This is a genomic window from Xanthobacter luteus, from assembly GCF_040049235.1.
In the GTDB taxonomy this organism is placed as follows: domain Bacteria; phylum Pseudomonadota; class Alphaproteobacteria; order Rhizobiales; family Xanthobacteraceae; genus Xanthobacter.
The window spans coordinates 419,289-432,160 of record NZ_JBDZDO010000004.1 but is presented as its reverse complement, the minus strand read 5'-3'; the positions used below and the strand labels follow the sequence as shown (position 1 = coordinate 432,160).

General features: G+C 69.2%; 11 protein-coding genes and 1 pseudogene. 2 read left to right on the top strand and 10 right to left on the bottom strand.

All coding sequences use genetic code 11. From position 1 onward, the window contains the following. Positions 1 to 455, bottom strand: a pseudogene (locus tag ABLE88_RS15365) (two-component sensor histidine kinase); the annotation flags it as partial. Further along, entirely contained in the window at positions 452 to 1,123 is a 672-nt protein-coding gene (locus tag ABLE88_RS15360) for a response regulator transcription factor (RefSeq protein WP_348832554.1), read from the bottom strand. The gene ABLE88_RS15360 and the pseudogene ABLE88_RS15365, both read right to left, overlap by 4 nt. Before the next feature lie 131 nt (positions 1,124 to 1,254). On the opposite strand from ABLE88_RS15360, the gene ABLE88_RS15355 reads away from it, so the two are divergent. Beyond that, a complete protein-coding gene (locus tag ABLE88_RS15355) occupies positions 1,255 to 1,536 on the top strand; it encodes a PepSY domain-containing protein (RefSeq protein WP_348832553.1) in 282 nt (93 codons plus the stop codon). Positions 1,537 to 1,802: 266 nt separating this feature from the next. Here the strand turns inward: ABLE88_RS15355 and ABLE88_RS15350 are convergent, their stop codons facing one another. The 3 genes from ABLE88_RS15350 to ABLE88_RS15340 all read right to left on the bottom strand — a co-directional run bounded on the left by ABLE88_RS15350 (position 1,803) and on the right by ABLE88_RS15340 (position 6,771). After that, positions 1,803 to 4,340, bottom strand: a complete 2,538-nt coding sequence (locus tag ABLE88_RS15350) for an AsmA-like C-terminal region-containing protein (RefSeq protein ID WP_348832552.1) — start codon at positions 4,338 to 4,340, stop codon at positions 1,803 to 1,805. A gap of 204 nt (positions 4,341 to 4,544) precedes the next feature. After that, the gene (locus ABLE88_RS15345; RefSeq protein WP_348832551.1) at positions 4,545 to 5,600 is read right to left on the bottom strand and encodes a linear amide C-N hydrolase; all 1,056 of its coding nucleotides are present in this window, start codon (positions 5,598 to 5,600) and stop codon (positions 4,545 to 4,547) included. 175 nt (positions 5,601 to 5,775) lie between these two features. Continuing rightward, the gene (locus ABLE88_RS15340; RefSeq protein ID WP_348832550.1) at positions 5,776 to 6,771 is read right to left on the bottom strand and encodes a helix-turn-helix transcriptional regulator; all 996 of its coding nucleotides are present in this window, start codon (positions 6,769 to 6,771) and stop codon (positions 5,776 to 5,778) included. A 299-nt stretch (positions 6,772 to 7,070) separates the two neighbouring features. Here ABLE88_RS15340 and ABLE88_RS15335 point away from each other — a divergent pair, with 299 nt between their 5' ends. Next, positions 7,071 to 7,262 (top strand): hypothetical protein, encoded by a 192-nt coding sequence (locus ABLE88_RS15335; protein ID WP_348832549.1) that lies wholly within the window; start codon positions 7,071 to 7,073, stop codon positions 7,260 to 7,262. A gap of 133 nt (positions 7,263 to 7,395) precedes the next feature. Here the strand turns inward: ABLE88_RS15335 and ABLE88_RS15330 are convergent, their stop codons facing one another. The 5 genes from ABLE88_RS15330 to ABLE88_RS15310 all read right to left on the bottom strand — a co-directional run bounded on the left by ABLE88_RS15330 (position 7,396) and on the right by ABLE88_RS15310 (position 12,865). Next, positions 7,396 to 8,214 (bottom strand): hypothetical protein, encoded by an 819-nt coding sequence (locus tag ABLE88_RS15330; protein WP_348832548.1) that lies wholly within the window; start codon positions 8,212 to 8,214, stop codon positions 7,396 to 7,398. A gap of 185 nt (positions 8,215 to 8,399) precedes the next feature. Continuing rightward, positions 8,400 to 9,302, bottom strand: a complete 903-nt coding sequence (gene puuE, locus ABLE88_RS15325; RefSeq protein WP_348832547.1) for an allantoinase PuuE — start codon at positions 9,300 to 9,302, stop codon at positions 8,400 to 8,402. Beyond that, positions 9,299 to 10,498 carry an amidohydrolase gene (locus ABLE88_RS15320; protein ID WP_348832546.1) on the bottom strand — a complete coding sequence of 400 codons (1,200 nt, stop codon included), beginning with the start codon at positions 10,496 to 10,498 and terminating at the stop codon, positions 9,299 to 9,301. The genes puuE and ABLE88_RS15320 overlap by 4 nt, the downstream gene beginning before the upstream one ends. Continuing rightward, positions 10,482 to 11,843, bottom strand: coding sequence for an aspartate ammonia-lyase (locus ABLE88_RS15315; RefSeq protein WP_348832545.1), 1,362 nt, complete (start codon positions 11,841 to 11,843; stop codon positions 10,482 to 10,484). The genes ABLE88_RS15320 and ABLE88_RS15315 overlap by 17 nt, the downstream gene beginning before the upstream one ends. After that, positions 11,840 to 12,865 (bottom strand): asparaginase, encoded by a 1,026-nt coding sequence (locus ABLE88_RS15310; protein WP_348832544.1) that lies wholly within the window; start codon positions 12,863 to 12,865, stop codon positions 11,840 to 11,842. Before ABLE88_RS15310 ends, ABLE88_RS15315 begins: the two co-directional genes overlap by 4 nt. Between the last annotated feature and the right edge of the window lie 7 nt (positions 12,866 to 12,872).

Genomic DNA, 12,872 nt, shown 5'->3' with positions numbered 1-12,872 from the left:
AGCACCGCCCGCCGCACCGCCGCGGCGCGATGGCCCAGCTCCTCCGCCGTGGTGACGACGATGGTGCCCCGCACCGCCGCTTCCGTGTAGGTGCGCAGGCGCGCGGTGGTGTGAAAGCCGGGGGCGGGGGCGGCGGGAATGGCCATCTGCTCCGCGTCGCTGGATTGGAGCAGCACGCGGCCTTCGGCATCGCGGACCACATAGGTGATGTATTCCCGGTGCGCACCCACCGGCGCCATGTGCTGGGCGCCAGCCCCGTCCTCGCGGGCGAGCAGCTCGGAATAAGCGAGCGGCAGCACCCTCTGGGCGACCTCCTGGAGGGCGCTGTCGAACACCTCGTCGATCTCGTGCCGCAGGACCAGCCCCGCCACGGTGGCCGCGGCAAGCCACAGCGCCGCCGCCGATGCCGCGAGCCACAGGCCGAGGCGCCGGCGCAGGCTCCAGTGTCCGCTCACGCGCCGCCCCCCGGCGTTCCGAGGCGATAGCCCATGCCGCGCACGGTCTCGATCACGTCGGCGCCCAGCTTCTTGCGCAGGCGCGCCACATAGACCTCGATGGCATTGCTCTCCACCTCCGCATCGAAGGAATAGAGCCGCTCCTCCAGCTGCGGCTTCGACATGAGCTGGTGCGGCCGCTGCACGAAGGCCTCGAACAGCGCCCATTCCCGCCCTGTCAGAGCCACGGCCTGCCCGGCGCGGCGCACCGAGCGGGCGGCAAGGTCCACCTCGATGTCGCCGAGCGTGACCAGCGGGTTGGGATTGCCCGCATAGCGCCGGCCCACGGCGCGGATGCGCGCCGACAGCTCGCACAGGTCGAACGGCTTCACCAGGTAATCGTCGGCCCCCACGTCCAGGGCGGCGATGCGGTCGGAGATCTGGTCCCGCGCCGTGAGCACCATGACCGGCGTCGCGTCGCCCGCGCTGCGCAGCTTCTTGAGGAAGTCCGAGCCGCGCCCGTCGGGCAGCATCAAGTCGAGGAGGATCAAATCGAAGGCGGCGGCATGGAGGGCGTCGGCGGCATCGGCGAGGCGCGTCACCCAGTCGGCGCCGTGGCCGTCCGCGACGATCTGGTCGCGCACCGCCATGCCCAGGACGGGATCGTCTTCGATCAGCAGGATACGCATCTGTCACCTCGGCACGCCGCATGGCAATCTAGCGTGGCGGGAGGCGGAAGGGGCGAGGGAATCCGCTACTGCGTTCAGCTTGTTGTCAGCTTGGCGTGCTGTTCATGGCGCGGGGGCAAGGAGGATGCGCGGTGAGACGCCGAGGGTACGCATTGTGGCTCGCTGCAGCCTGCCTCGCTCTGGCCGCGACGCCGGCCGCGGCTGACCGCGACTGCAACGTGCCGCTGGCCGAGTGGCAGCCGCGCGAGGCGCTGCAGAAGAAGCTGGAGGCGGAGGGCTGGACGGTGCTCTCCATCCGCTCCGACGACGGCTGCTACAAGGTCCGCGCCACCAACGCCCAGGGCGCGCGCCTGAAGGCGAAGTTCGATCCCGCGCGTCTTGAGCGGGTTCCCGGCCGGCACGATGACGATTGAAAGGATCGGAGGTCGTTCTGCGTGAGCCATCATGCAGCGGCAGACGTGACGCGCCCAACTCCGCAAAGCGCGGCATCCTTCTCGCCGACAAGATCTGGACCCCGATGCCATCGGCGCCGAGACGGCCGAGCGCGACGGTCTCGCCAATGTGGCGCCGCGCACGGCCGTCGCTGGACCATGGGCAGGACGTTCGCGCCAGCATCGCGCGTCCCGACCGCTTGGCCCGGCGCCCCTCGGCCGTGGCACCGGTTTGAGCGGCGGCCGCCTCAATCGCAGCCATAGCGACCCTTGGGATCGCCGCCGCCGAACGCCAGCGCAATGGAGGGGCTGCTGAGGGATCCCCTGATGGTGAAGCTGTATCCGGGCGCGGCATCGGGGGCATCGAGCGGGCGCGGCGCCACGCGCAGGTCGATGCGGTTGCGCATCACGTCCACGGTCCCGCGGGCGAGCGCCTGAACATGCTCGGTATTTACCACGATCAGCGGATTGGTGCGGGCCACCCCCTTGTTGAAGATGAGCGGCACCTTCGCGCAGCGCAGCTCGGTCTCGCCCTTCTGCACCGAGGAGGTGAAGAGGCCGGCGATGAGGCCCACGCCGGCGAGGTCCAGCAGCCCCGTCCCCAGCCGGCCGCGGCCGACCCGCGCGGTGAGGGTGCCGCCGAGCGTGCTCAGGGGATCGTCGGCGTCCATCCGCGTGGTGAGATCGAAGACGATGCGCAGGCTGCCGGACACCGGGATGCCGGACCCGCGGCCCATGAACGTGGACAGGGACCAGCCCTCCCCCGTGCCCTTGGTGCGCAGCACCGAGCGGCCTTCGCTGGCCATGACGGCGGAGATGACGCCGCCGCGATAGCCGAGGCGCAGCCGGTCCACGCGCAGGGCGCCGTCCTTCACGGCGAGGTGGGCCTGGATGCCGGTGGCGCTGTCGCCGTCACCATCGATCCGCGCCGCGGCGATGGTGATGTCCGCGTCGGTCGTGCCGATGACATCGATCCGGCTGCCGCCCTCCGGCGCCGAGACGCCCGCCACCGTCACCGCCTTGCGCTTGTGCTGGCTTTCCGGGCGCGAGAAGGCGAGGAGTTCGTCGGCATAGATGCGCGGCGAACTGATGGACCCCTTCACCAAGGAGCGCCCGCCCGGCGCGACGAGGCTGGTGAGGTTGCCGTTGATCTGGGTGCGGCCGATGTCGGTGCGGCCTTTCATGGTCAGAGCATCGGTGGTGCCGCTCATGCGGCCTTCGAACTTCACCGGCCCGCGGAAATCGGAGGAGTCCCCGAAGGCGGCGACGAAGGCCGCGTAGTTGGGAACCGCGAGCCGCGCCTCCACCTGCGCGGAGGTGGCGACGCCGGGCTTTCCCAGATCGTCGAGCACGAGAGCGAGGCTGGCCTGGATCAGCTCGCTGCCGTCGATGCGCGCAGCGAACGAATCCACCCCCAGCCCGCCGCCTTCGTCGGATACCGAGAGGCTTCCAACGAAACGCCCGAGCCTGTTCTCCGCATCGGCCGGCAGTTCAAAGACGCTGGCGACGGGAATGTCGATGTTGCCCGCCAGCTGGACCCCGGCGAAGCCGAGAATGTCGTCCACATTGCCCTGGAGCCGGGCGATGGGCCGATCGGCCGGTCCGGCCAGAACCGAGATGCCCCGGAACGCCACGTGGCCGGCGGCATCGCGCTCCACCGAGCGCACGCTGATGGGGCCGATCTCCCGCAGGCTTTGGTCGAAGGCGTTGGTCTGGATGAGGATGTCGTCCAGCATCATGCCTTCCGGGCGGCTTCTGAACGCGCCGGACAGGCGGGTGACGACGATGTCCCTCAGGGACACCGCGGGGGCCGAACGGGCGGTAAGATCGGCCACCACCTTCAGGTCGGCGCTGTCCAGGCTCGCAAGGTCCGCCGCATGGCCGGTGACGGTGACGCGCTCGCCGTCGGCGAGGACGAGGGCAAGGTTGAGATCGCTCATGCCAAGGCGGTCCGGCTCGGCGTCCAGGTGGGCGCGGACCGTGCCGGTTCCGTCGATGGACGGCGCGATGCCGGCCAGCGTCAGCACCTTGGCGAGGCTGCCGGCCTGGGCATTGAGCTCCATCACCAGGCCGTGGTCGAATTGCTTCGTCGGCGCGCGCACGTCGAGCCGGCCGGAGAGGCCGGAGGCGCCCGCCGCCGCGAGGCGGATCTCGGCGCCATAGGGACGCTTGCCCTCACCGTCCTGCACCTCCTGGTCGAAGGCGAAGCCGAGGGTGAGGGGCTGGCCATTGAGCATGGCATCGGCCGCGAGCACGTTGCGCCCCGCATCAAGCGTGCTCTTGAGATCTGCCACCTTGAGCTCGAACAGCCAGCCCCTCGTCGTGTCCGTGAAGCGCACCAAAGTGTCGCGGATCGCGAGGTGCGGCAGCAGGGACAACACGTAAATGGGTGATTCCAACAGCGATCCGGGCCGGGCGTCGTCGGCGCCGTCGAGCGGCACGTCGAATTGCGCGCCCTCGACCGCGAGGCTGTAACCGAACCGGAAGCCGATCAGCTCGGCATAGGTCGGGGTGGCGAAGGCCAGACGATCGACGCGGGCGCGGGCGCCATCGGAGCCGCGCGCATCGATGGCGGCGATCTCGATCCGCGCGCGCGGCCACAGCTCGACGACCACCGCCCCGGGCACGTCGACCGGCTCGCCCCACAGATGGCTCAGAGCCCGCTCCGCCGCCGCGCGGCGCAGCCCTTCCGCCTGCGGCAGATAGGCAACGAGGACGAGCGCGAGGACAGCGGCACCCGCCAGCGCCAGCACACCGGCGATCGCGCGAAGCGCGAAGCGAACCATTCCCCCCTCCGGCTTGCCGGCGACCGCGGTGTCGCCGCACGCGCCCGGCTGAAATTGGCCGATCAGCAAAAGGCCGGCCCGTGAATCTCGTGGCGCGCCCGAAGCAGCCGGAACACACCTTCGGCAATCTGCCGTCCCGCGTCCCATCCTTGGCGCGGGACGGCCCGGTTGAGCCTTTGCCGCAGGTTCAGGCGGCCGGCGGTGTCAGTGACCCGGAGGATAGGCCTTGTCGATGGAGCCGAAGCTCTTGAGGCTCGCCGAGATGTCGCCGCTCTGACCGGCCGCGTAGGGATCGACCGCGAGGATTTCCCGGGAGTCCGGATTGAATTTGGCGAGGTCCACCCAGAACACGTTCGGGCTGTTCACGGGCATCACATAATAGACCTTGTTGGTGTGATCGCTGAGGGTGGCCCAGCGGGTCGGCCAGGCATCCGCGGATTCGCCCCCGGAAGTGTCGACCGCGCCGAACGGCACGGCCACCGTCCGCACCACGCCGGCAAGATGGCCCAGCGCCTCGTTGGTCCCGGACGGCTTGGGGAGGGTCTTCAGATAGGACGCGGCGCGCACGAAGCGGCTCATGGGATCGATGTCGCCGGGCATCGCGAGGGTGCCGCCGAACAGCTTGTAGCGCTTCAGGTTCACCAGTTGCTCGTCGAGCGGCGGCTCGTTGGTCATCACGGTCACGTCCTTGCCGTGATGCACCACCAGCTTGCCGCCGACGAACTCCAGCACGGCGCTGTCGCCCGACGCATCCTCGATGGCGAGATGCAGCGGCCACTCGCGCCCATGGGCCTCCACCGAGACGATGCGCACCTTCTTGAGGCCATCAAGGGCCTCTGCCACCGTGCCGAAATTGTCCAGCACGAACTGCGGCCAGAGCAGATTGGAGACGCCGGGGCGCTGGTCGACGGGCTCGTGCTCGGCCCCGTGCAGGTAGAGCAGATGCGCGCTGAGGCCGGCCTCGTTGATGCCGTCGCTGGTGGCGGCATCGAGCGCGGTCATGGCCGCGCTGGCATATTTCGACGTCCAGGTCGCCGCATTGGCATCGGCGACGCCGCGGCGGGTTATGCCGCGCGGCAGATAGACGAGGCGCGGCTTGTCGTCGAGATAAAGGTCCATGGTGCGCGCGGCCACCACCGCTTGGCCGTTGGTGTTCCACAGGATGAGGCTGCACGCCATGGCCATCTGACTCGCGTCGACCACGCACGCGGCAACCCCCGCCGCGATGCTCAGCGTCAAGAAAGTGATCTTGAAGTTCATCGGACCCCCCTTCGATCTCGCTCAATATTCACAAGATCAGCCGCAGCAACCATGATGTGAATCAACACAGAAACAATGCAGAATCAACCCATGGTGGCGCTGCAGCAATCTATCGGATGACGCCTACCCCCTCCACCCGATAGGCTTATGCGGAATCCCCGAAATGATATGGCGTTCAGCGGCCGTCGGGCCGCCCCCTGTCCCGGTCGCCCGAGGGCGGATGGCCGAAGCGGCGGGCGAAGGCCAGCGAGAAGTTGCTCACATGGGCATAGCCCAGCCGGTGGGCCACCTGCTTGACGCTCAGCTCGCCGGACGCCAGCAGCTGCCGCGCCAGGTCGAGGCGCCAGCGCACCAGGCATTGCAGCGGCGACGCCTCGAACACTTCCCGGAACACCTCGTTGAGGCGGCGCTGCGAGAGGCCGACGGCAAGGGCCACATCCTCGATGCGCGGGGGATGGGCGAGGTCGGCCATCATGATCTCCCGCGCCGCCAGCGCATGGCGCCGGGCCAGCCCGCCGTCCCGGCAGGCGCCGTCGTCGAAGAAGATGCGCAGGCTCTCCGCGAGCATCTCGAAGGCCTTGCCCTCCAGAAACACGGCTTCCATCACCCCGTGGTAGGGATGGCTGCGCACCTGCTCGGCGATGGTGCGCAGGGCCGCCGTCGGCCGCGACGAGAGGACGGCGGGGTCGAAGCCGCCGTCGAGAAAATCGTTGATGGAGCGGCACAGGCGTTGCCCCTGCAGCATCTCCTCCAGCCGCGCGGGCGTCACCGCCATCCCCGCGGTCCGGTGCTCCTCCACCGAATAGTCGAACGTGCTGACCGGATCGCGCAACATGGCGCAGTGGCTGCTGTCGGGCAGCACCGCGCCGCTCAGCCCGGTCTCGTGCAGATACTGGTTCCGGCCGGCAAAATTCAGCGCCAGCCAGAGGTAGGACTCGCCGGACAGCACCTCGTAGGTCAGGGCCACCGGGGATCTCACCTTCGCGGCGAAGGTGTACACCTCAAGGCCGGGACGCAGAAAGAACTGCGGGTATCTGACGTCGGCGACGTCCGGCGGCAGGTCGCGCGCCTCGGGCGCCAGCTCCAGGCTGTCGAAGCCGCCCGGCAGAATCCAACGGGATTGCGAGGCCAGCCCCGTCGCCTCGACATCGCTCGCGGCCGCATGTGTCACGATGGCCCCCGCCTGACACCGATGACGGCCGAACGCCTGTCCCCGTCATCCCGCGTCGAGACTACAATACAACCCCTAGGCAGCCCTATGCACCATTTGGTCACAGCCACGCTCAAGATGGTGGCGGCAAGGCCAGCGTCGCGACCTCATCGCCAAAGCCCATTGATCGGCCACACGGAGGGGCTCGGCTGCGGGCGGCGCGGCGCGGCCGTCCGGCAATCCCCGGCCGAGGCGGTCGCGCCCGGCGAGGAGGTGGTCGATCAGCGCACCGTTGGCGATGAGTTCACCGAGGTCTCGCAATGGTCACCGCCGGCGGTCTCATCCAATATTTCCTTCACAGCCACATCGAGATGGAGGACGCCATTGCTGTCACCGGCGACACGCGTTCCGATGACGCGGCGCTTTTGGAATACCTCCTGGGCCTGATTGCGCCGAGCCGCGGCGCACCGGCTCCCCGCCCCACCCGGGCCGCGCCGTCGCGACAGAGATAATCGGCGCCGCCGGGCGGTCGGACGGTCAAGAGCGGGACGGCCACACCGGCACATGCTTTCAATTTTTGCGCTTTGAGGTTTGTGCGTGCGCGCCCAGGCCATGGGGCGCATCGCGGCACTTCCTCCGACGGCGTCACGGCTTGACGAGCTTCGGCCGGTCGCCGCTGAAATCGATCCACGGATTGGTGCCGAGCACATCGGCGCCGGCGACGCTGGGATCGTCGTAGCGCATGACGAAATGCTGCGGGCCGTGGGCGTGGGCGACCGTCAGGCCGCTCGGGGCGCTGAGCAAGGCCGCGTGTGGGACGAGCCCGGAATAGCTCAGCCGCAGGGCGTTTCCGCCGCCATCCACCGGACCCACCGAGAGTTTCACGATCTCGCCGCCGGTCAGCCGGAAGAACCAGGTCCACGGGCCGCCGGAAACGACGGTCATCACCTCGTCGATGCCCCGGCCGTCGTCGGAGGCGTTGACATGGAGCTTGGCGTACTTGGCCTGGACCGCATACAGGATGTTCGCGGGAATGGCCTTCATGTCGAAGACTTTGGGATAAGGCGCATCGCCGATCTCCGAGGTCGAGAGATAGCCGCCGCGGTGCGCCTCGGGCTGGCGCCCCGCGTGGCTTATCTCCCCCAGGAGCTGCCCGCGGTGCATCGCGAAGAGGGCGCCGATCTGCTTGGTTTCGTCGGCGGATATGGCGCGGGTTCTGGAGGCATCGAGAATGGGGCGCGCTTCCGGCGGAATGGGAACTTCGCTGACATGGACGCCGATCTGCCGCAGGACCCGGTTGACGTTTTCAATCCCGGTTTCGGCGGGGCTGCCGTCGAGATGGGAAAGCTTCACGGCGTTTCCGACCGCGCCCGCGCGCGCCGCGAGGGGCATTGCGGCGATCGAGGCGAGCGTCGCGGTTGCAAGCAGCATGTCTACAGCCAGGGTGATGAACGGGAACCTCATTGGATCTTCTCCCCTCCCTTGTATTTGGTCATCAGTCCTCCTCTTGGAGGATCGCGGCTCCGCGGGCGTGATGCGGCGATGCCGGCGAGCTGGTTCATCCGCCGGGAGCGATGTTCCTCAGTTCGCAAGACGGCGCCGCAGTATCCGGTCCGTTCATGGTGCCGTACGCTCGGATGCCGTTGCCTCTAGCGGGGGTGGCCGGCGTGCCAGTGGCGCGCGATGTCCGCCCGGGTCGTTATCCAGACGCGGGGATTGTCCGCCACCCGGTCGAGAAACCGCGCCAACGCGGCGGTCCTGCCCGGGCGGCCGGCGATCCGGCAGTGCAGCCCGACGGACATCATCTTCGGAGCGCCCTTGCGGCCCTCCTCATAGAGAAAATCGAAGCTGTCCTGCAGATAAGAGAGAAACTGGTCGCCCGAATTGAAGCCCTGCGGCGAGACGAAGCGCATGTCGTTCACGTCGAGGCTGTAGGGCACGATCAGGTGGCGCTTGTCGTTGCGCTCCACCCAGTAGGGGAGATCGTCGCAATAGGAATCGGACGAATAGAGAAGACCGCCGTGGTCCATCACGATGTCGAGGGTCTGCTCTGAAATGCGCCCGGTGTACCAGCCGAGCGGGAGGGCGCCCGTCACCTGGCGGTGAAGGTCGAGCGCGGCCGTGAAATGCGCCTCCTCCTCGGCGCGGGCGAAGTCCTTGTAGTCGATCCAGCGCAGGCCGTGAGAGGCGATTTCCCAGCCGCCATCACGCATCGCCGCAACCGCTGCCGGATTGGCCGCCAGGGCCGAGGCGACGCCGAAGACCGTGAGCTTGAGGCCGCGCTCCGTCATCAGGCGCCAGAGGCGCCAGAAGCCAGCCCTCGAGCCGTATTCGTACAGCGACTCCACGTTGAGGTTTCGCTGGCCGACATAAGGCGGGATCCCCACGAGCTCGGACAGATAGCTCTCCGATGTGGCGTCGCCGTAAAGCGGGGAGCGCTCGCCGCCTTCCTCGTAGTTGAGGACGATCTGGAGCGCGAGGTAGGCATCTCCCGGCCAGCTCGGGTCGGGGGGCATCTCGCCATAGCCGATCATGTCGCGGACGGAGGTCATGGCCGGTCCTTTCGATGGGTGCCGCCGGGAAGAGTCCGCGGCCCTTGCGCCAGCGCGGCGGCGGCGAGGCGGCACAGAAAGCCGATGCCGAACGGGATTGCCGCATCGGCGAAGTCGAAGTTGGGGGAATGCAGGGGCGCGCTGTCGCCATTGCCGAGGAAGGTGAAGGCGCCGGGCCGCTCGGCGAGGAAATAGGCGAAGTCCTCGGAAGCAAGAATCGGGCGGGCGTTCGCGTCGACGGCCTGGGGACCGACCAGTGCGCCGGCCACCTCGACCGCGCGAGCCGCCTGGTCTGTGGCGTTCACGGTGGCGGGGTATTCGCGCCGGTAGAGGACAGTCGCCGCGACGCCGAAGCCGGCTGCAATTTTCGGCACCATGTCGCAGAGCCGCTCCTCGATGGCGCGGCGCGCCGGCTCGTGGAGGGCGCGGACGGTGCCCTTGATCGTCGCCGTTGCGGGGACGACGTTCTCCCGCTCGCCGGCCTGGAAGCAGGTGAGCGACACCACCGCAGATTCGAGCGGATCGAGCGTGCGCGCGGTGATCCACTGGACCGCCTGCACGATGGCGGCGCCGGCAAGCACCACGTCGTCCGCGAGGTGGGGCGCCCCGGCATGTCCGCCACGTCCGCCCAGCGTGATGGTCACGAGGTCGGACGCCGCCATGAGCGGGCCGGCGCGGGTGGCGAAATGGCCCACGGGCAGGCCCGGCATGGCGTGCAGACCATAGACTTCAGCGATGCCGAAGCGGTCGAGCACGCCGTCCTCGATCATTGCCCTGGCCCCGGCGCCGCCCTCCTCGGCCGGCTGGAAGAGGAGGGCCACCGTGCCGGAAAAGTCGCGGGTCGCGGCGAGGCGCCGCGCCGCGCCGAGCAGCATGGCCGTATGACCGTCGTGGCCGCAGGCATGCATCCGTCCGGCAGCCCGCGAGGCATAGGGCAGTCCGGTTGCCTCGCTGATCGGCAGCGCGTCCATGTCCGCCCGGAGGCCAACCACGCGGCGGGATGTCCCGGCGCCGCCGATCACTGCGACGATGCCGCTGCCGCCGACGCCGGTCTCGATGGCGTCCACGCCCGCCTCCGCGAGGCGCCCGGCGACGAAATGCGTCGTCGCCGGCAGGTCGTAGAGCAATTCCGGGTGGGCATGGAGGTGGCGCCGCCAGGCGACGCAGGTCTCGATCACGTCATCCATGGCCGGCATCCACGCCCTCGGCCAGGATCTCGGCGATGCTGCGGCCGCTCGACAGCGCGCGGTGGGCGATCTCCGCCGCCTTGGCGTAGCCGAGGCGCGGGGCCAATTCGGTCGCCATGGCGGTGCTGCGGTCGAGATGAAGCGCGCATATAAGCGCGTTCACGCCGAGCCCGCGGATGCACTTCTCGGCCAGAGCCCGGCAACCACGCGTCAGAAGGTCGAGGGAGGTGAGGATATTGTAGGCCATCACCGGCTCCATGGCGTTGAGCTGGAGCTGGCCGGCCTCCGACGCGAGCGTCACCACGAGGTCGGCGCCGATCACCTGGAAAGCGATCTGGTTGATCATTTCCGGGATCACCGGATTGACCTTGCCCGGCATGATGGACGAGCCGGGCTGCAGGGCGGGCAGGCTGATCTCGCCGAGGCCGCCACGCGGGCCGCTGGAGAGCAGCCTGAGGTCGTTGGCGATCTTGGAGAGCTTGGTCGCCGTCCGCTTCAGCATGCCCGAATAAAGGACGAGGCCGCCCGTATCCCAGGACGCTTCGACAAGATCGAGCGCCGATGTCAGCGGCAGACCAGACAGCACCGCAAGCTCGGCGACGGCCATCGCGCGATAGGCCGCCGGGGCGTTGACGCCGGTGCCGATGGCCGTGCCGCCGAGATTGACCTCGTTCAGCAGGGTACCGATCTCGGCGAGCCGTGCGATGTCCTCCCGGAGGCTCGCGGCGAAGGCGCGCAATTCCTGGCCCACGGTCATCGGCACCGCATCCTGGAGCTGGGTGCGGCCGAGCTTGCGGATGTCGGCGAAATCGCGCGCCCGCCCCTCCAGCTCGCGCGCCAGGGCGTCCAGCGCCCGGCACAGGCGGGCGTTGCCCGTGAGCACGGCGATGCGGATCGCGGTGGGATAGGCATCGTTGGTGGACTGGGACAGGTTCACGTGGTCGTTGGGGTGGACGACGTCGTAGCGGCCGCGCGGAACGCCGAGCCGGTCCGCCGCCAGATTGGCGACGACCTCGTTCATGTTCATGTTGGACGAGGTGCCCGCCCCGCCCTGGAGCACGTCGACGCCGAACGCCTCCATGTGCCGCCCGGCGATGATCGCGTCGCAGGCCTCCTCGATCGCGACCGCCAGGTGCTCCGGCAGGAGGCCGAGGCGATGGTTGGCGCGGGCCGCGGCCTTCTTGACCAGCGCGAGGCCCAGGACGAGGTCGGGAAAGTGGCCGATGGGGATGCCCGAGACCGTAAAGTTGGCGAGCGCCCGCGCGGTCTGGGCGCCGTAGAGGGCGTCCGAGGGCACCGCTACATCGCCGAGCGAATCCCGCTCCAAGCGCATTGAGGGGTTCTGAACGCTCACGATATCGTCTCCATGTGGGGCTGGGAGCCGCTCCAGGCGCGGGCCCGGAACCGGGCCGCCAGGTCGGCTCCGTCTTCCTGCGCCATCAGCAGCAGGGACAGCAGCAGCCGGGCCTTGAGGCCGCACAGATCGCCGGCGTGCAGGACGCCGGCGGACAGGAGGTCCATCTCGGAGCCCGGATAGGCGTAGGTGGCCCGCAGGACGGGACCTTCCGGGCAGCGGCTCGCGAGCACGACGGGCATCTTCGCGGCCAGCGCGCGAACCGCCGGCATCAGGCAGGCGGAGACGTGTCCGCCGCCGGCCCCCTCGATGACGAGGCCACCATAGCCGAGGTCCGGCAGCCGCTTCAGAACCCGGTCGTCGGCGCCCATGGCGAAGCGGAACAGGGCGACCGGCCACTCGCGGGCCGGATCGACGCGCTCGATCGCCGCCACGCGGCCGACGCCGGCCGAGACATGCACCTCGTCCGCGACCACGCGCCCGAGCGCGGCGCGTCCGACCGAACGGAAGGCCGCGAGGCTGAGCGTGTGGGTCTTGCGGACGAACCGCGCGGCGTGGATCTCGCCGTCGAAGACGACAAGCGTCCCCATGCCGCGGCTCTGCTCATCGGTGGCGACGCGAACGGCGTCGACGAGGTTGGCTGGGCCGTCCGCTCCGGGCGCATTGCTCCCGCGCATGGCGCCCGTCACCACCACGGGCTGATCCCCGGGCAGGAGGCAATCGAGAAGAAACGCCGTCTCCTCCAGCGTGTCGGTCCCCTGGACCACGACCGCGCCGTCGCAGCCATCGGCGAACCGTCGGCGCAGGCCGTGCGCCAGCTCGATGATCTGGGCGATTGCCAGCGAGGCGCTGGGCAGGCCCGCCAGCGGCCAGGTCTCGATCGCGCCGAGGGATGCCAGTGCCGGGGATCGGCGCAGGAGATCGTCGAGGGCGAGCGTCGGCACGAGGCCCGGCGCCGCGTCAGTCGTCATGGCGATGGTTCCGCCGAGCGAAACGATCAAGATGCGCTTTTTGATGGTCATGGCGTTC